Raw genomic sequence first — 17,252 nt, 5'->3', positions numbered from 1 at the left:
CGGATTGTGGCAGTCTGTGCCGCACATATCGTTTGTTGTTAAGGAGTTGCCATGAGTATTGCGCGTATTAAACCTGAAGCCCGCTGGTCTGATGCGGTTATCCATAACCAGACCGTGTACTACACCGGCGTCCCGGAAAACCTGGATGCTGACGCCTACCAGCAGACGGCAAATACCCTGCAGCAAATCGACACCCTGCTGGCCGAACTCGGCAGCGACAAGACCCGCATTCTGGATGCAACGATTTTCCTGCCGGATGGCGAAGATTTTGCGGCGATGAATAAAGCGTGGGATGAGTGGGTCGTGGCGGGTAAAGCGCCGGTACGCTGCACCGTACAGGCTAAGTTGATGAACCCGCGCTACAAAGTGGAAATCAAAATCATCGCGGCGGTGTAACGCTAAGTCGCTAAGGCCCGGCTAGTCCTGCGGGTCTTCTTCTTCGCCGTCTTCATCTTCAAAGCGTACGGCGACGTTACCCCCGGTATGCGAGGCACGAATCTCACTGGCTACCAGGGCGATGGCTTCGCCGCTGCTCATGCCGTCGGCCATCAGTTCGTGAATACGCTCGACGGCCTGCTGCTGCTGCTCGTGGCTAAGCGCCGGTAATCCTGAAATCATGTTTAACTCCTGATACAGTGCTGAAGTCGCTATTTTACTCTGCTCCTGACGATGCTACCAAGATGAATGTTACAACCTCCCCCACTTTTCGCGAACTCAGCTGGCAGGCCGATGCCGTTCAGCACTATTTCCGCTCGGTTTCCGCTCAGCCCTGGGCCATGCTGCTTCACTCTGGCTTTGCCGACCATCCGCATAACCGTTTTGATATTATGGTTGCCAGCCCGCTTGCAACACTGGTCACACGCGGCCAGGAAACCGTGATTGAACGCCACGGGCTTTCATCGCAACACAACGAATGCCCGCTTGAACTGTTACAGCAAACGCTGGACAGCTGTGGCCTTGCCACCACGTCCACTAGCGATATTCCGTTCTGCGGCGGCGCGCTGGGGCTATTCAGCTACGATCTAGGCCGCCGCTTTGAGAGAATCCCCGCGACGGCAGAACAGGATTTAACCACGCCGGACATGGCCATCGGCATTTATGACTGGGCGCTGATTGCAGACCATCATCTGCAGCGTCTGACGCTGGTTTGCTGGGGGGACATTGAAGCTCGTCTGGCCTGGCTGAATGCACTCTCGCCCCGGCAAAATGTTCAGCCTTTCCGGCTGACCAGCCAATGGCAGTCTAATATGTCCCGAGAAACGTACGGCGAGAAGTTCCGCCAGATCCAGGCTTATCTCAGCAGCGGAGACTGCTACCAGGTTAACCTGGCTCAGCGGTTCCACGCCCGCTATGAAGGGGATGAATGGCAGGCTTTCGAAACGCTAAATCAGGCGAACCGCGCGCCGTTCAGCGCTTTTCTGCGGCTGCCGGACAGCTGTATTCTTAGCCTTTCCCCGGAGCGGTTTGTTCTGCTCGAAGACAAGCAGATTCAAACCCGCCCGATTAAAGGCACGCTGCCTCGTCTTGCCGACCCACAGGCCGACGCAGCGCAAGCTGAACGCCTGGCGAACTCGCCAAAAGATCGCGCTGAAAATCTGATGATTGTTGATTTGCTGCGCAATGACATTGGCCGCGTTGCGGTGCCGGGCAGCGTCAAAGTGCCAGAGTTGTTCGTGGTGGAGCCTTTCCCTGCGGTGCATCACCTGGTGAGCACGATTACCGCCAGGCTGCCTGAGACGCTTAGCGCCTGCGATCTCCTGCGCGCCACCTTCCCCGGAGGTTCAATCACCGGTGCTCCCAAAGTGCGGGCAATGGAAATTATTGAAGAGCTTGAGCCTCAGCGGCGTAACGCATGGTGCGGCAGTATCGGCTACATTAGCTTCTGCGGAAAAATGGATACCAGCATCACCATCCGTACGCTCACTGCCGAAGGCGGGAAATTATATTGCTCTGCCGGCGGCGGGATTGTTGCCGACAGTCACGAGGCGGCGGAATATCAGGAAACTTTTGATAAAGTTAACCGTATCCTGCCCTTACTGGAGAATTAATGCATGCCTGGTTCGTCCCTGACGCTGAATGATTTCCTTACCCGGTTTCAACTGTTACGTCCGGCGGACAGCGGACCGGTCAGCAACAAACGTCAGGCGGCGGTGCTGGTACCCATTGTACGGCGCCCTCAGCCGGGGCTTTTACTCACCCAGCGCTCGCTGATGCTGCGCAAACATGCAGGCCAGGTGGCCTTCCCCGGTGGAGCGGTAGACGACACCGACAGTTCGCTGATAGCCGCCGCGCTGCGGGAGGCTCAGGAAGAGGTCGCCATTCCACCAGAATCCGTCGAGGTTATCGGCACGCTCCCGCCGGTGGACAGCGTGACGGGTTTCCAGGTAACGCCGATTGTCGGCATCATTCCCCCTGATTTGCCTTGGCGCGCCAGTGAAGATGAAGTTTCTGCGGTATTTGAAATGCCGCTCGCCGAGGCGCTGAGTCTTGGACGCTACCATCCGCTAGATATCCATCGCCGCGGAAACGCCCATCGCGTCTGGCTTTCCTGGTATCAACGCTATTTTGTCTGGGGTATGACAGCGGGGATTATTCGCGAACTCTCTTTACAGGTAGATAGCGATCCAGGCGACACTTTAAAACGCTGAAAATGGCTATATTTAAGCAACAGAAAGACCATAAATCATCTGCTATTAGGTGGTTTATGGTTAAGCATTAGTTTAATTCATGTGAATAGTTTCCTGGTGGAACCAATAAATTTTTAAACTAGCGCTTAGCCATTTCAAAGCATCATGTTCCATGAAACAGGGTGCTATCAGAGGAGTTTTAGAGTGATTAGCATATTCGACATGTTCAAAGTCGGCATCGGGCCTTCCAGCTCCCATACCGTCGGGCCAATGAAGGCCGGGAAACAGTTTGTCGACGCACTGATCGAACAGGGACTGCTGGACAGTACCACCCGCATCGCGGTGGACGTTTACGGTTCTCTTTCCCTGACGGGGAAAGGCCACCACACCGATATCGCGATTATTATGGGTCTGGCCGGCAACCAGCCTGATAACGTCGATATCGACGCTATTCCGGCTTTTATTCGCGACGTGGAAACCCGCGGTCGTCTGCTAATTGCTCAGGGTCGTCATGAAGTCGATTTCCCGCAGGATAACGGCATGCGTTTTCGCAGTGACAACCTGCCGCTGCATGAAAACGGCATGCAGATCCACGCCTATAACGGCGACAAAGAGATCTACAGCAAAACCTATTATTCCATCGGCGGCGGCTTCATCGTCGACGAAGAACACTTTGGTAAAGATGCGGCCAGCGAAGTCACCGTGCCTTATCCATTCCATTCCGCACAGGAAATGCTGCAGCACTGCAAGGACACCGGGCTTTCCGTGTCCGGCATGGTAATGCAGAACGAACTGGCGCTGCATAGCCGCGAGGAAATCGAAGAGTACTTCGCCAATATCTGGCAAACCATGCGCGCCTGTATCGATCGCGGTATGAATACCGAAGGCGTGCTGCCTGGCCCGCTGCGCGTGCCGCGCCGCGCCTCTGCCCTGCGCCGGATGCTGGTGTCCAGTGACAAGCTGTCCAACGATCCAATGAACGTGGTTGACTGGGTGAACATGTTTGCCCTGGCGGTGAACGAAGAGAACGCCGCGGGTGGCCGCGTTGTGACCGCGCCAACCAACGGTGCCTGCGGGATCGTGCCTGCGGTGTTGGCCTACTACGACCACTTTATCGAGCCGGTCACGCCGGACACCTGGATTCGCTATTTCCTGGCCTCCGGGGCTATTGGCGTGCTGTACAAAATGAACGCCTCTATTTCTGGCGCTGAAGTAGGCTGCCAGGGTGAAGTCGGCGTTGCCTGTTCGATGGCGGCGGCGGGCCTGGCTGAAATTATGGGCGCAAGCCCGGAACAGGTCTGCGTTGCGGCAGAAATCGGTATGGAACATAACCTCGGCCTGACCTGTGACCCGGTCGCCGGCCAGGTACAGGTGCCATGTATCGAGCGGAATGCGATTGCCTCGGTGAAGGCTATCAACGCCACCCGTATGGCGATGCGTCGTACCAGCGCCCCGCGCGTTTCGCTCGATAAGGTCATTGAAACCATGTACGAAACCGGTAAAGACATGAACGCCAAATACCGCGAAACATCGCGAGGCGGGCTGGCTATTAAGGTTCAGTGCGATTAAGCCGTAACCACGAAACGCTGCTTAAACGCTAAGCCGCGTTCGTTATAAAATGAGCGGGAAGTACCGTAAGGTATTTCCCGCTCACATCGTTTTACTCAGCATCCGCTTGTTCTTTCCCGACATTCAATATCTAAAATTCAATTAGCCGGTGACCAGCTGCAGGAAGCGATCACGCACAGGATCGTTTAACTGAGCATTCCAGGCAATGCCCGTTTGCCAGGTGGTATGTTCACCTTCAAGTGCCACAAGCCTGACTCCGGCTGGCAGAATATGGCTTACCCCCGCCGGCAGTAATGCCACGCCCTCTCCGGCGGCAACCAGCGCCAGCAAGGTCTGAATATCATCTGCCGCTGAAACGGTACGGGGAGCGAGATGATTGCCTGAGAGAAAACGCGCTGCCTGTGCCGACAGCCCCTCTCCCCGATTGCGGGATAGCTGCAGCAGCTGGCTCATTTGCAGCAACTCTGTTACCGCAGCGGTTTCCGTATTAGCCGCCTGAGCCACGGCAAGAACCAGTTGCTCTTCCGCCAGGATTCGACTTTCCAGCTGTGCAGGCGCAGGCAATCGCACAAACCCAACCTGAAGACTGCCCACCATTAGCTGCTGAAACTGTTCTGCAGAGGACATATCATTCAGGGATACCTGCACATCTGGAAACTGGCTGCGAAAAACAGCCACCTGCCGAGGGGCCAACTGGAAGGAGGAGATCCCAAAGCCCATGGTCAGTTTCCCCGCCCGCCCTTTCTGAATATCGGCCACTTCGGAACAGAAAAGATCGTGGCGTTCGAGTACCGCAGTGGCTCCTGGGAGCAGCAGCTCTCCTGCCACGGTCAGCCTTGCCCCGTGGCGACCTCGCTGAAACAGCGTGATGCCGGAAAGAGACTCCAGCGTCTGGATCTGTTTGGTCAGTGCAGGTTGCGTGACGCACAGTTTTTCAGCGGCTGAATGATACGACCCTGACTGTGAGAGGGTAACGAAAGCGCGCAGCAGTTTTATATCCATTCCGTCTGGTTATCGTATGGGGCGAAATCGTGATTATACACGCGAACGTGCTCTCTGATGGAATAGCCTCCGATTCGTTAAATAAGGAGTGAAAAATGGATACCCATATTCGTACTGCCACAGTTCAGTTCTGCCACCGGGCGGGAGATAAACAGTACAATTTATCGGTGATGGAGAAATTTATTATTCAGGCCGCCCAGGAGGAGGTGAAGATTCTGGCCTTCCCTGAAATGTGCATTACCGGATACTGGCATGTGCCGGACCTCAGCCGTCAGGCGCTGAATGCTTTGTCTGAGCAAGCTGACGAGAGTGCATCATTAGCCCGGATCGCCGCGCTTGCAGAAAAATACCAGATGGCTATTGGCGTAGGGTTCATTGAAAAGAGCAGTGACGAGCGCTTGTATAATGCCTACGCCATCTGCATGCCGGACGGAACGCGGCATGTACACAGGAAGCTCCACGCGTTTGAACACTCTGATATTGCCTCCGGCAACAGTTTTACTGTTTTTGACACGCCGTGGGGAGTGCGTGTCGGGGTGCTTATCTGCTGGGACAATAATCTCGTGGAAAATGCGCGCATTACGGCCTTGTTGGGTGCCGACGTACTTATCGCTCCGCACCAAACCGGGGGAACCCATTCGAGAAGTCCCTTCGGCATGAAACCTATTCCACCCAGCCTTTGGGAAAACAGACATAACGACCCGCAAACGCTGGAGGCAGCCTTGCGCGGGGACAGCGGCCGGGGCTGGCTGATGCGCTGGCTACCTTCTCGCGCGCATGATAATGGCTTTTTCATTCTGTTCAGTAATGGCGTCGGCCTGGATAACGGAGAGGTTAGGACAGGAAATGCCATGATTATTGATCCCTACGGTAGGATCGTGAGCGAAACAGGTTCCTTTGAGGATACGATAGTGTACGCCAATCTCGATCTGCAATTGCTGCCGATGTCTACCGGCCGCAGGTGGATTCATGGCCGTCGGCCTGAGCTGTATGGTGTCTTGGGCGAATCACAGGGCTACGAGCGAGATGCGAGGACTGCGCGATTTTCTGAAGATGTACCCGGTTTTGGCGGTGACCATCGAAGCACGGCCGGGAATAAGGCTGAATAGATTGCCATCAGGAGAGCAATATTTCGCCTCATAAAGGCTTAAACCAGAGATATAGCACCGCTTATGCGGCGTTTGATTGATGACAAACAGCCGAAAAACGTGGTTTTCGACTGTTTGGGGTAAACCAGACAACAGTATCCATTGTTTTATCAAACTGGTGGCAGGGCTTTTAAATCAGTGAACTTTGTCTTTCTTCTCGCGCCGCTTATGCGGCGTTTTTTTATCTTATCTTTTTTTATTTTTTTCGCGCTCTGATATCCCGCTACACTTTGATGATAACGTTACGCCTCATTTCTTGCGGCGAGAAACAGGGAAACAGGGATGCAAACGGCACAGCGGATTATTTCTGACTATCGCCGCAGGCGAGTTATTGTCTGCGCTGTACTCGCCATTTTAGTTTTAATCGTCACGCTTAGCGTTAGATATGCGACAGAGCGTAATCTTAACGAGCAGCGCGTCGTCCAGTTTAATCAGCGAATCATTACCACACTCGATACGCTTCTCACTCCGCTGAATATCGTTAGCGACGATATTATGCAGCTTGTCGGTACATCCTGCGACGACGTCCAATTAAAAATTCGCGAACACGCCGCCAAAATGCAAACGGTACGTGCGATTGGTTTAATCAAAGATGGCGTGCTGTACTGCTCCAGTATTTACGGCAGCCGCAACGTGGGTATTCATCAGCTCCATACTCGCCTGCCTTCAGGCGAGCCGCTGCTGTTTTTATCCCGCGACAGCTCATTGTTAAAAGGCACACCGGTGCTGATTTTCTGGCGGCCGCTGCAGGGGCAGCATCACGACGGCGTCATGCAGATCGTTAATATTCAGATGTTAACCAGCCTGCTGCTTAAGCCGGAACATCCCTGGGTGACGCGAGCGGTACTGAACGTCGGCGACGATCATCTTGAATACGGTGCCGGTCTGCTAGGGAAGATAGAAACAAACGAAGATGATGTATCTAAACAGACAGTATCTAAGCTTTACCCTTATTCTATTACTGCCATTGGCCCTTCTGCCGACCGGTTAACGCTGCAAAATTTACCGGCCCAGCTTCCACTGGCTTTATTACTCAGCCTGCTGGTGGGCTATATTGCCTGGCTTGCGACCGCCAACCGAATGAGCTTCTCCTGGGAGATCAACCTCGGCCTTGCCGCCCGGGAATTTGAAGTCTTCTGCCAGCCGCTGGTCAGCGCCCGAAACTTAGAGTGCGTTGGCGTAGAGCTGCTGCTGCGCTGGAATAATCCAAGACAGGGCTGGATTTCACCTGAAGTGTTTATTCCCCTGGCGGAACAGCAGCAGCAAATCGCCCCGCTCACCCGTTTTGTGCTGGATGAAACGGTGCGTCACCTGGAAATATTCCCCAAAACGCCCGGGTTCCATATCGGCCTTAACGTTGCCGCCAGCCACTTCCACGATGGCGCAATTATTCGTGACCTGAAACGTTACTGGTTCCCGGCCACGCCCAAGCAAAAGTTGACGCTGGAACTTACCGAACGTAACGCCCTGCCCGCGATGGATCATAGCGTCGTTCAGGAGCTGCACAGGCTCGGTATCGACCTGGCTATTGATGATTTCGGCACCGGCCACAGCTCGCTGGCTTATCTTGAAACGCTGAATCCCAATGTGCTGAAAATCGATAAATCCTTTACCGCCGCCATCGGGACTGATGCGGTGAACTCGACGGTGACAGACATTATTATCGCGCTCGGGCAAAGGCTGGATATCGATTTGGTGGCGGAAGGGGTGGAAACGCAAGAGCAGGCAGAATATTTACGGCGTAACGGTGTTGATGTGCTGCAGGGTTTTTTGTACGCCAAACCCATGCCGCTGAGAGATTTCTCTCACTGGCTCGAGGGCAACACGCCGCCGCCCCCTCGCCATGAAGACCGGGCTATCCCGGCCTTCCCTATGCGCTGAATTACTCTTCTTCGTCCTCGTGTGGAGAGCGTTCTTTTTCCACACGAACTAAATCGACGCGATAATCGTTGGCTTCGACTATCTGAATACGCAGCGGCGCGACTTCGATCACGTCCCCGACTTTAGGAATATGACCATTCACCGCAATCACCAGTCCGGCGATAGAAGCAATGTCTTCTTCGCTGTGCACCAGGCGATGGATGTCCAGGCGCTGCTGCAGCGCATGCAGGTCCGTTGAGCCTTTCACCAGCCAGCCGTCACCGTCACGAACGATTTCAGGCGTTTCATCCGCATCCGGGAATTCACCGGCAATCGCTTCCAGCACGTCCAGCGGCGTGACCAGCCCCTGCACCACGCCAAATTCGTTGTTAACGATAACGAAGCTGCCGCGAGCACGGCGCAGCACGCCAAGCAGGTTGATTGGGTCCAGCGTTTCCGGCACAACAATCGCCGGTGACTGCGCGGCAATCGCCGCCACGTCAACGCCTTCGTCCAGGGCAACCAGCAGCTCTTTCGCTCGCACTACGCCAATAATTTCATCCAGTTCGCCCCGGCACACCGGGAACAAGCTGTGGGGAGAGGCAAGCAGCTGTTCGCGGATCTCCGGCACGCTCTTCATCGCATCAACCCACGAAATCTCACCACGCGGTGTCATAATGCTGCGCAATGAGCGCGAAGCCAGCGTCAGCACGCCGTTAATCATATAGCGCTCTTCTTCCGCAAAGGATTCCGCCTCAATTGGCGTCATGGCTTTGCTGTCTTCGCTGCTTTGTACACGTTCCTGACGCTTACCACTCATCATGCGCAGAATCGCATCGGCAGTACGCGCTCGCAGAGGCTGGCGCGACTGATGACGAATAAAGTTACGACGCGCAATCTGGTTAAACAGCTCGATGATGATCGAGAAACCAATGGCCGCGTACAGGTAGCCTTTTGGAATGTGGAAACCAAAGCCTTCTGCCACCAGACTCAAACCAATCATCAACAGGAAGCTCAGGCAGAGCACCACCACCGTGGGATGTTGGTTAACAAAGTTGGTTAGCGGTTTGGAGGCAAGCAGCATGACGCCCATTGCAATGATGACCGCAGCCATCATCACCGGCAGATGGTTGACCATCCCCACGGCGGTAATCACCGCATCCAGCGAGAAGACGGCATCAAGCACCACAATCTGCAGCACCACCACCCAGAAGCTGGCATAGCCCTTACCGTGGCCGTCATCATGCTGACGGTTTTCAAGGCGTTCGTGCAGTTCCGTGGTCGCTTTAAACAGCAGGAAGATACCGCCCACCAGCATAATCAGGTCACGGCCTGAGAAGGTGAAATCCGCGATGCTGAACAGCGGCGCAGTTAGCGTGACCAGCCACGAAATCAGCGACAGCAGCGCCAGGCGCATAATCAGCGCCAACGACAGGCCAATCAATCGAGCCTTATCCCGCTGCTTAGGCGGAAGTTTATCCGCAAGAATGGCGATAAACACCAGGTTATCAATACCCAGTACGATTTCCAGCACAACAAGCGTGAGTAAACCGGCCCAGATTTGCGGGTCCATTAACAGTTCCATGTCAGACTCCCGTTAAGGGCACAGCAAGTCGGCATTCCGTAGGTTACGGACGCAATGCGGCTGGTTAATCGTATTTGCGGGCATAAAACGCCGCTGAGAGGGTGGGATTTAGGCATCCCGGCAGTGAAAAGACGTCGGTGACGGTCCATAGGGTGGGCTACTGCCCGCTACTCCTGAAAGTGAATCGGACGCTAACATTATCAAAGTAAACCAGGGCTTGGCAAAGATTTACCTGACTTTGCAATTTTTTTGCAACTTACGCTGACCATATTTTACAGCGTAATGCCATGAAATCACGGCAACGTTAAATTACGGATCTTCATCACATAAATTATTTTTTCACTGTCTAAAATAATTCCGGCAAATGGTTTGTTCTTTCTTGAACGTGTTATCTGAATCGATTCGCTGAAACGATCTCGATACACCACCGCACCCTTCGAGGGGTGTTGTAATGACAAAAACAGGAGGTAGCAAGTGACTATTGCTATTGTCATAGGCACACATGGCTGGGCAGCGGAACAATTGCTGAAAACCGCCGAAATGCTATTAGGCGAACAAGAGAACGTTGGCTGGATAGATTTCGTCCCGGGTGAAAATGCTGAAACCCTGATCGAGAAATATAACGCTCAGCTGGAGAAACTGGACACCAGCAAAGGCGTGCTATTCCTCGTGGATACCTGGGGTGGCAGTCCATTCAATGCGGCAAGCCGTATCGTTGTGGATAAGGAACATTACGAAGTGGTCGCCGGGGTGAATATCCCGATGCTGGTCGAAACCCTGATGTCGCGGGACGACAATCCCACCTTCGACGATCTGGTCGCCCACGCCGTTGAAACGGGCCGCGAAGGCGTGAAAGCGCTGAAAGCTAAGCCGATTGAAAAAGCCGTACCGGCTCCCGTTGCCGCCGCGCCGAAAGCCGCTGCGCCAGCCAAACCGATGGGTCCAAACGATTACATGAACATCGGTCTCGCGCGTATTGATGACCGTTTAATTCATGGCCAGGTCGCCACCCGCTGGACGAAAGAAACCAACGTTACCCGCATTATCGTCGTCAGTGATGAAGTCGCGGCAGACACCGTTCGCAAAACGCTGCTGACCCAGGTCGCACCGCCGGGCGTCACCGCCCATGTGGTGGATGTCGCAAAAATGATCCGCGTTTACAACAACCCCAAATACGCGGGTGAACGCGTCATGCTCCTGTTCACCAACCCAACCGACGTTGAGCGCATTGTTGAGGGTGGCGTAAAAATCACCTCCGTCAACATCGGCGGCATGGCTTTCCGCCAGGGCAAAACCCAGGTTAACAACGCCATTTCCGTGGATGAGAAAGATATTGAGGCCTTCAAAAAACTGAATGACCGCGGTATTGAGCTTGAAGCGCGGAAAGTGTCTACCGATCAAAAACTGAAAATGATGGATCTGATCGCGAAAGTTAAATGATTGTCATCACTAATAATATTGCTCAGATTTCACACATAAGTCATCGTCAATAGGAGAAGTACAATGGAGATTACCACTCTTCAGATTGTGCTGGTGTTTGTCGTAGCCTGTATCGCCGGTATGGAGTCGGTGCTCGATGAATTTCAGTTCCACCGTCCGCTTATCGCCTGTACGTTAATCGGCGCCGTCCTCGGCGACATGAAAACCGGCATCATCATCGGCGGTACGCTGGAAATGATCGCCCTGGGCTGGATGAATATCGGTGCCGCTGTGGCCCCGGATGCCGCCCTCGCCTCAATTATCTCGACCATTCTGGTCATTGCCGGGCACCAAAGCATCGGGGCCGGTATCGCGCTGGCTATTCCACTGGCTGCTGCGGGCCAGGTGCTGACCATTATCGTTCGTACCATTACCGTGGGCTTCCAGCACGCGGCGGATAAGGCGGCCAATAACGGCAACCTGACGGCGCTTTCCTGGATCCACGTCTCTTCCCTGTTCCTGCAGGCAATGCGTATCGCTATTCCAGCGGTTATCGTCGCCATCTCCGTAGGCACCAGTGAAGTTCAGAACATGCTGAACGCCATTCCTGAAGTGGTGACCAGCGGCCTGAACATCGCCGGCGGCATGATTGTGGTGGTCGGTTACGCGATGGTCATCAACATGATGCGCGCGGGCTACCTGATGCCGTTCTTCTACCTCGGTTTCGTTACCGCAGCGTTCACCAACTTCAACCTGGTGGCACTGGGCGTGATTGGCACAGTGATGGCCATTCTCTACATTCAGCTCAGCCCGAAATATAACCGTAGCGCTGGTGCTCCGGCTCAGGCTGCTGCCGCGAACGATCTTGATAACGAACTGGACTAACAGGTGAGCGAAATGGTTGATTCCACTAAATTAACGACTGAGAAGAAAATCACCCAGAGTGATATCCGTGGCGTATTCCTGCGTTCTAACCTGTTCCAGGGCTCATGGAACTTCGAACGTATGCAGGCGTTAGGCTTCTGCTTCTGTATGGTGCCGGTTATCAAACGCCTGTACCCGGAAAACAACGACGCCCGTCGCCAGGCTATCAAGCGCCATCTGGAATTCTTTAACACCCACCCTTACGTTGCCGCCCCGGTACTTGGCGTAACGCTGGCAATGGAAGAGCAGCGTGCTAACGGCGCTGAAATTGATGACGGTGCGATTAACGGCATCAAAGTTGGCCTGATGGGGCCGCTGGCCGGCGTAGGCGACCCTATCTTCTGGGGTACCGTCCGCCCGGTCTTTGCTGCCCTGGGCGCCGGTATCGCCATGAGCGGTAGCCTGCTTGGCCCGCTGCTGTTCTTTATTCTGTTCAACGCGGTGCGCCTGCTGACCCGCTACTATGGCGTGGCCTATGGCTACCGTAAAGGCGTCGATATCGTTAAGGATATGGGCGGCGGCTTCCTGCAAAAACTGACGGAAGGGGCGTCTATTCTCGGCCTCTTTGTCATGGGGGCGTTAGTTAACAAATGGACGCACGTTAACATCCCGCTGGTGGTGTCAAAAATTACCGACCAAACCGGGGCCGTTAAAGTGACCACCGTGCAAACGATCCTCGACCAGCTGATGCCGGGCCTGGTACCGCTGCTGCTGACCTTTGCCTGTATGTGGCTGCTACGCAAAAAAGTCAACGCGCTGTGGATCATTATGGGCTTCTTCGTGATCGGGATTGTGGGTTACGCTATTGGCCTGCTGGGTCTGTAATTTGTTCTGACAAACGGGGGCATTAAGCCCCCGTTTTTTTATCTCTAAGGGGAGGTTTCATGACGTTAACGGATGTCGTGCTGGTTGTGTTTATCGCGTTGCTGCTGGCTTTTGCCGTTTACGATGAGTTTGTGATGGACAAACTAAAGGGCAAAACCCTGCTCAAAATCCCCCTGCTTCGCCGCAATCGCGTGGACAGCGCCATCTTTGTCTTTCTTGTCGGCATTCTTATCTATAACAACGTGACCTCGCACGGTACCCCGCTAACCACATGGTTATTATCTGCTCTGGCGCTAATGGCCATTTATCTTTCCTGGTTCAGGCAACCGAAGATCGTCTTCAAAAGTCATGGTTTTTTCTTCGCCAATGTTTGGGTGGAATATAACCGCATTAAAGAAATGAATTTATCGGAAGATGGCGTGCTGGTGATGCAATTAGAACAGCGGCGCTTATTGATTCGCGTAAAGAATATTGATGACCTCGAAAAAATTTACAAACTAATGGTTTCAACTCAGTAAGTTACAATTATAGCAATGTCTATATTGGCGGGCTATTTTTCATCAATTGAAACATAGCCTTTGCTATTTCATAAGATTTATATGGCTTTATTTTAACCTTTTCATTGCATGTCTCATTAAAATGAAAATCGTTATCAATAAATGATCAGAAAAATAGAATTCAAAGATTGTTTTAATTTAAAAAAATATGTTAAGGTTGCGCCCGTCGTTGGGGAGTAGCCGATTTCTGCCACAGGCAGAAATGTACATGTCAACATACTCGTTATATCCGCTCCTGAGATTAACGTGGCATGTACGCCTCAGAGTTCTGAGTAGGCGAGACCATAGGCACGCGCCATCGTAAAGTTGGGGATGGTTTGCGTGTATATGGATATTCCCAACTGAGGCGTAACGATGAATCTCTCCGCAACAATCCTGCTTGCTTTCGGCATGTCCATGGACGCTTTCGCCGCTTCCATCGGCAAAGGTGCCACTCTGCACAAACCTAAATTCTCAGAAGCCCTCCGTACCGGTTTGATCTTTGGCGTCATTGAAGCCATTACCCCGCTTATCGGCTGGGGCCTTGGCCTACTGGCAAGCAAAGTTGTGCTGGAATGGAACCATTGGGTGGCCTTTATTCTGCTGGTGTTCCTCGGCGGGCGTATGGTGCTGGAAGGCTTCCGCGGGGCGACTCAGGAAGATGCGCCTAAAATTCATCGCCACGGTTTTTGGCTGCTGGTGACCACCGCGATTGCCACCAGTCTTGATGCAATGGCCGTAGGTGTTGGGCTTGCCTTCCTGCAGGTCAATATTATTCAGACTGCGCTAGCCATCGGCTGCGCTACCGCGATCATGTCCACGCTGGGGATGATGGTCGGCCGCTTTATCGGGCCTATGTTAGGCAAACGCGCCGAGATCCTCGGCGGTATAGTGCTGATAGGTATCGGCTGCCAGATCATGTACAGCCACTTCGCCCCTTTTAACTGATCAATCGCGCTGCCAGACCCGCACCACAAAGTCAGTTTCACAGCTAAATGCCGTTTCTGTTTTCAGCCCGTCCCAGACTTCCGGGCGGGCGCGCCAGGCGAACGGCGTCATTTGCAGCAGAGCGGCAGCCTCATCCCCACGCAGGTTCATCATCCAGCCAGGCTGAAGCGTCTGTTGCAGCGTAAAACCCGGCATAGATTCAACCTCTTCACTGTGCAAGACAATATCCTGGTAAATCAGCCCTTTTAGCTGCATCAAATGGCGTGGGCCAGGCGTGGCTGTCACCACTACGCCGCCACGCTTCACGACCCGGGCAAGCTCTTCGCCCTTGCAGGGTGCAAAAATGCGCACAATCGAGTCCATACTCTCGTCGGCAAACGGCAGGCGGTGGCTGGATGCTACGCAAAATTTAACTTCACGGTAGCGTTTGGCGGCGTAGCGAATCGCAACTTTTGAAACGTCCAGCCCCCAGGTTTCACCCCCGTTATCTGCCACAGCCGACGCAAATCCCGCCGTGTAATACCCTTCTCCACAGCCAATATCCAATAGCGCCGAGGGCGCTCTCTCTTTTAACAGCTGGCAAACGGTATCGCGTAGAGGCTGATAATGTCCGGCGTCTAGGAATGCCCGGCGAGCCTGCATCATTTCCGCGCTGTCACCCGGGTCTTTCGAACGTTTATGCTGAACGGGCAGCAAATTAACGTAGCCTTCTTTGGCAATATCAAATTGATGGCCCTGAGGGCAACGATAGCTGTTCGCGCTGGCGCTAAGCATGGAATGGCAGAGTGGGCAAAGCCAGGACATAAAAAACTCCGGAAACAACAAAGGGCGCAATTTTAGCGCCCCTTTTGCCAAACCGCTACATGGCGGCGCGGTCATTCTCCATTTTGTTCAGCACCATAATGCTGTTGTCTCCGGCGGGCAGCCCGTCCGGCTCAATATTTTCCAGACGTAAAACATCACCCATGATTTGGCTGAAAACAGGGGCAGAAACCGCACCACCGTAGTACTTCCCGTTGGAAGGATCGTTAATCACCACCACCAGGGCATAGCGAGGATTACTGGCCGGCGCCACGCCAGCCGTGTACGCAATATACTGATCTATATATTTGCCATCAGGACCGATCTTTTTGGCTGTGCCCGTTTTCACCGCCACACGGTAACCATGAACTGCTGCCTTAACGCCCCCGCCGCCGGGCAGCGCCACGCTCTCCATCATATGTTCCACTTCATGCACGATTTCTTCAGGCATAACCCTTTTCCCTTCCACAGGCGGGTCTACGCGGGTGATGGACAGCGGACGGGAAATACCAAAGCTACCGATCGTGGCGTAAACATGAGCCAGCTGCAGCGGGGTCACCATCAGGCCATAGCCAAATGCGAACGTGGCGCGATCCAGTTCTCCCCAGCGCTGGCGCACCGGCAACAGGCCGCGGCTTTCCCCCGTCAGGCCGATTGCAGTGGGGACACCAAAGCCAAATTTATGATAAGTGTCCCAAATATTCTGAATCGGCATCGCCAGTGAAAGACGGGACACGCCGGTATCGCTCGATTTTTGTAGCACGCCTGTCAGGGTGAGCTGCGGGTAATACCCCACGTCACGAATGTGGTGCCCGTCCAGTGTAAATGGGTGAGTATCAATAACGCTGTCAGGCCGGACAATTCCCTGCTGCAGCGCAGTCATGACCACCATCGGTTTTACGGTCGAACCGGGTTCGAAGGTGTCACTTATCGCACGGTTACGGAAATCATCGAGCTTTGCGTCATCGCGGTTGTTCGGATTAAAAGTCGGGTAGTTAGCCATCGCCAGAACTTCACCGGTCTGCACATCAATGACCACCGCGGCGCCTGACTCGGCTTTGTTCCAGGATACGGCGTTGCTGAGCGCATCTTCAGTCACGGTTTGCAGCCTTTCGTCGATGCTGAGCTGGATATTATGCGCGGGGCTGGCAGGGTTCTCAGTAATATTCTCTACAACATGGCCGTAACGGTCTTTACGTACCAGACGCTCACCTTCTTTACCGGTCAACTGCTGGTTAAAGCTTTTCTCGATCCCTTCAATGCCCTGATCGTCAATATTGGTGAATCCGATCAGGTTTGCCCCAACCCGGCCAGCGGGATAAAAACGGCGAGATTCATCGCGCAACGCAATACCAGGGATATTTAGTTTGTCGATATATTGTGCCTGCTGGGGATCCAGCTGGCGCGCAAGGTAGATAAAACGGCCGCGCTCGTTGCTGTGAATACGCGCGGCAATCTCGCTCAAAGGGACGTGCAGCGCCGAGGCCAGCGCCTGCCAGCGGCTGTTAACCAGTACGCCGCCCTTTTCCATAACCGTTTTCGGATCGGCCCACACAGCCTCGACCGGCACACTGACCGCCAGCGGTTTTCCGTTGCGATCTTCGATCATTCCACGGGGCACCTCAATCGGCTCCTCGCGCAGGGAACGCATATCCTCCTGTTTAACCAGGTTATCCGGGGAGATAATTTGCAGCCAGGCAATACGTCCCAGCAGGAACACCAAACTCCCGGTGATGGCCACACACAGAAGCCCAAAACGCCACTGGATAAAATTACCGGTTAATACGGGGACACCCTTCTTCACAACTGTTCCTTGAGGAGCCTAAGCGATTGAAAGATTTAACCAGATCCCAGACATTTTGCTGGGAGAACAGTGCTAAAACCTTCGCAGCTTTGCAACAAGAGGCAACAAATGATTCAATTTGTTAATAGCTTGAAAAACAGTAGATTAGCGACAGAAATGAAAAAGCCCCGTCGAAACGGGGCTTTTATCTCAATTCGGCGTTAT

At 53.8% G+C, this 17,252-nt stretch carries 16 protein-coding genes and 1 riboswitch; of the genes, 11 read left to right on the top strand and 5 right to left on the bottom strand.

The window, feature by feature from the left end; genetic code table 11:
- Window positions 1-51: 51 nt before the first annotated feature.
- Window positions 52-396 (top strand): RidA family protein, encoded by a 345-nt coding sequence (locus ACR6JA_RS04755; RefSeq protein WP_039294440.1) that lies wholly within the window; start codon window positions 52-54, stop codon window positions 394-396.
- A 21-nt stretch (window positions 397-417) separates the two neighbouring features.
- Here the strand turns inward: ACR6JA_RS04755 and ACR6JA_RS04750 are convergent, their stop codons facing one another.
- Window positions 418-618 carry a YoaH family protein gene (locus tag ACR6JA_RS04750; protein ID WP_008454053.1) on the bottom strand — a complete coding sequence of 67 codons (201 nt, stop codon included), beginning with the start codon at window positions 616-618 and terminating at the stop codon, window positions 418-420.
- A 62-nt stretch (window positions 619-680) separates the two neighbouring features.
- Here ACR6JA_RS04750 and pabB point away from each other — a divergent pair, with 62 nt between their 5' ends.
- The 3 genes from pabB to sdaA all read left to right on the top strand — a co-directional run bounded on the left by pabB (window position 681) and on the right by sdaA (window position 4,196).
- Entirely contained in the window at window positions 681-2,048 is a 1,368-nt protein-coding gene (pabB, locus tag ACR6JA_RS04745; protein WP_213716089.1) for an aminodeoxychorismate synthase component 1, read from the top strand.
- Window positions 2,049-2,051: 3 nt separating this feature from the next.
- Window positions 2,052-2,648, top strand: a complete 597-nt coding sequence (locus ACR6JA_RS04740) for a CoA pyrophosphatase (RefSeq protein ID WP_008454050.1) — start codon at window positions 2,052-2,054, stop codon at window positions 2,646-2,648.
- A 183-nt stretch (window positions 2,649-2,831) separates the two neighbouring features.
- Window positions 2,832-4,196 carry an L-serine ammonia-lyase gene (sdaA, locus tag ACR6JA_RS04735; protein ID WP_166991884.1) on the top strand — a complete coding sequence of 455 codons (1,365 nt, stop codon included), beginning with the start codon at window positions 2,832-2,834 and terminating at the stop codon, window positions 4,194-4,196.
- A 141-nt stretch (window positions 4,197-4,337) separates the two neighbouring features.
- Here sdaA and ACR6JA_RS04730 read toward each other — a convergent pair whose 3' ends face one another.
- A complete protein-coding gene (locus tag ACR6JA_RS04730; RefSeq protein ID WP_494492969.1) occupies window positions 4,338-5,198 on the bottom strand; it encodes a LysR family transcriptional regulator in 861 nt (286 codons plus the stop codon).
- Window positions 5,199-5,293: 95 nt separating this feature from the next.
- Here ACR6JA_RS04730 and ACR6JA_RS04725 point away from each other — a divergent pair, with 95 nt between their 5' ends.
- Window positions 5,294-6,307 carry a nitrilase family protein gene (locus ACR6JA_RS04725; RefSeq protein ID WP_494492968.1) on the top strand — a complete coding sequence of 338 codons (1,014 nt, stop codon included), beginning with the start codon at window positions 5,294-5,296 and terminating at the stop codon, window positions 6,305-6,307.
- A gap of 321 nt (window positions 6,308-6,628) precedes the next feature.
- Window positions 6,629-8,227, top strand: a complete 1,599-nt coding sequence (locus ACR6JA_RS04720; protein WP_494492967.1) for an EAL domain-containing protein — start codon at window positions 6,629-6,631, stop codon at window positions 8,225-8,227.
- Window position 8,228: 1 nt separating this feature from the next.
- On the opposite strand, the gene yoaE is transcribed toward ACR6JA_RS04720, so the two are convergent.
- Entirely contained in the window at window positions 8,229-9,791 is a 1,563-nt protein-coding gene (gene yoaE / locus ACR6JA_RS04715; RefSeq protein WP_008454039.1) for a CNNM family cation transport protein YoaE, read from the bottom strand.
- 474 nt (window positions 9,792-10,265) lie between these two features.
- Between yoaE and manX the strand changes: the two genes are divergently transcribed.
- From manX to mntP, 5 genes are all read left to right on the top strand, one after another.
- On the top strand, window positions 10,266-11,231 hold the full coding sequence (manX, locus tag ACR6JA_RS04710; protein WP_213716094.1) for a PTS mannose transporter subunit IIAB: 966 nt from the start codon (window positions 10,266-10,268) through the stop codon (window positions 11,229-11,231).
- A gap of 63 nt (window positions 11,232-11,294) precedes the next feature.
- A complete protein-coding gene (manY, locus tag ACR6JA_RS04705; protein ID WP_494492966.1) occupies window positions 11,295-12,095 on the top strand; it encodes a PTS mannose transporter subunit IIC in 801 nt (266 codons plus the stop codon).
- A gap of 12 nt (window positions 12,096-12,107) precedes the next feature.
- Window positions 12,108-12,959, top strand: a complete 852-nt coding sequence (locus ACR6JA_RS04700) for a PTS mannose transporter subunit IID (protein WP_008454033.1) — start codon at window positions 12,108-12,110, stop codon at window positions 12,957-12,959.
- A 59-nt stretch (window positions 12,960-13,018) separates the two neighbouring features.
- Entirely contained in the window at window positions 13,019-13,477 is a 459-nt protein-coding gene (locus tag ACR6JA_RS04695) for a DUF986 family protein (RefSeq protein WP_166873103.1), read from the top strand.
- Window positions 13,478-13,675: 198 nt separating this feature from the next.
- Window positions 13,676-13,864: riboswitch (yybP-ykoY riboswitch) on the top strand.
- 6 nt (window positions 13,865-13,870) lie between these two features.
- A complete protein-coding gene (gene mntP, locus ACR6JA_RS04690; protein WP_085540100.1) occupies window positions 13,871-14,443 on the top strand; it encodes a manganese efflux pump MntP in 573 nt (190 codons plus the stop codon).
- Here mntP and rlmA read toward each other — a convergent pair whose 3' ends face one another.
- The gene (rlmA, locus tag ACR6JA_RS04685; protein WP_213716096.1) at window positions 14,444-15,247 is read right to left on the bottom strand and encodes a 23S rRNA (guanine(745)-N(1))-methyltransferase; all 804 of its coding nucleotides are present in this window, start codon (window positions 15,245-15,247) and stop codon (window positions 14,444-14,446) included. It abuts the gene before it with no gap.
- 55 nt (window positions 15,248-15,302) lie between these two features.
- Complete coding sequence (gene ftsI, locus ACR6JA_RS04680) at window positions 15,303-17,048, bottom strand: peptidoglycan glycosyltransferase FtsI (RefSeq protein ID WP_008454025.1); 1,746 nt, start codon at window positions 17,046-17,048, stop codon at window positions 15,303-15,305.
- Window positions 17,049-17,252: the final 204 nt, after the last annotated feature.

Source organism: Cedecea sp. B1(4) (assembly GCF_059414925.1).
This window is presented reverse-complemented; position numbering and strand designations above follow the sequence as displayed.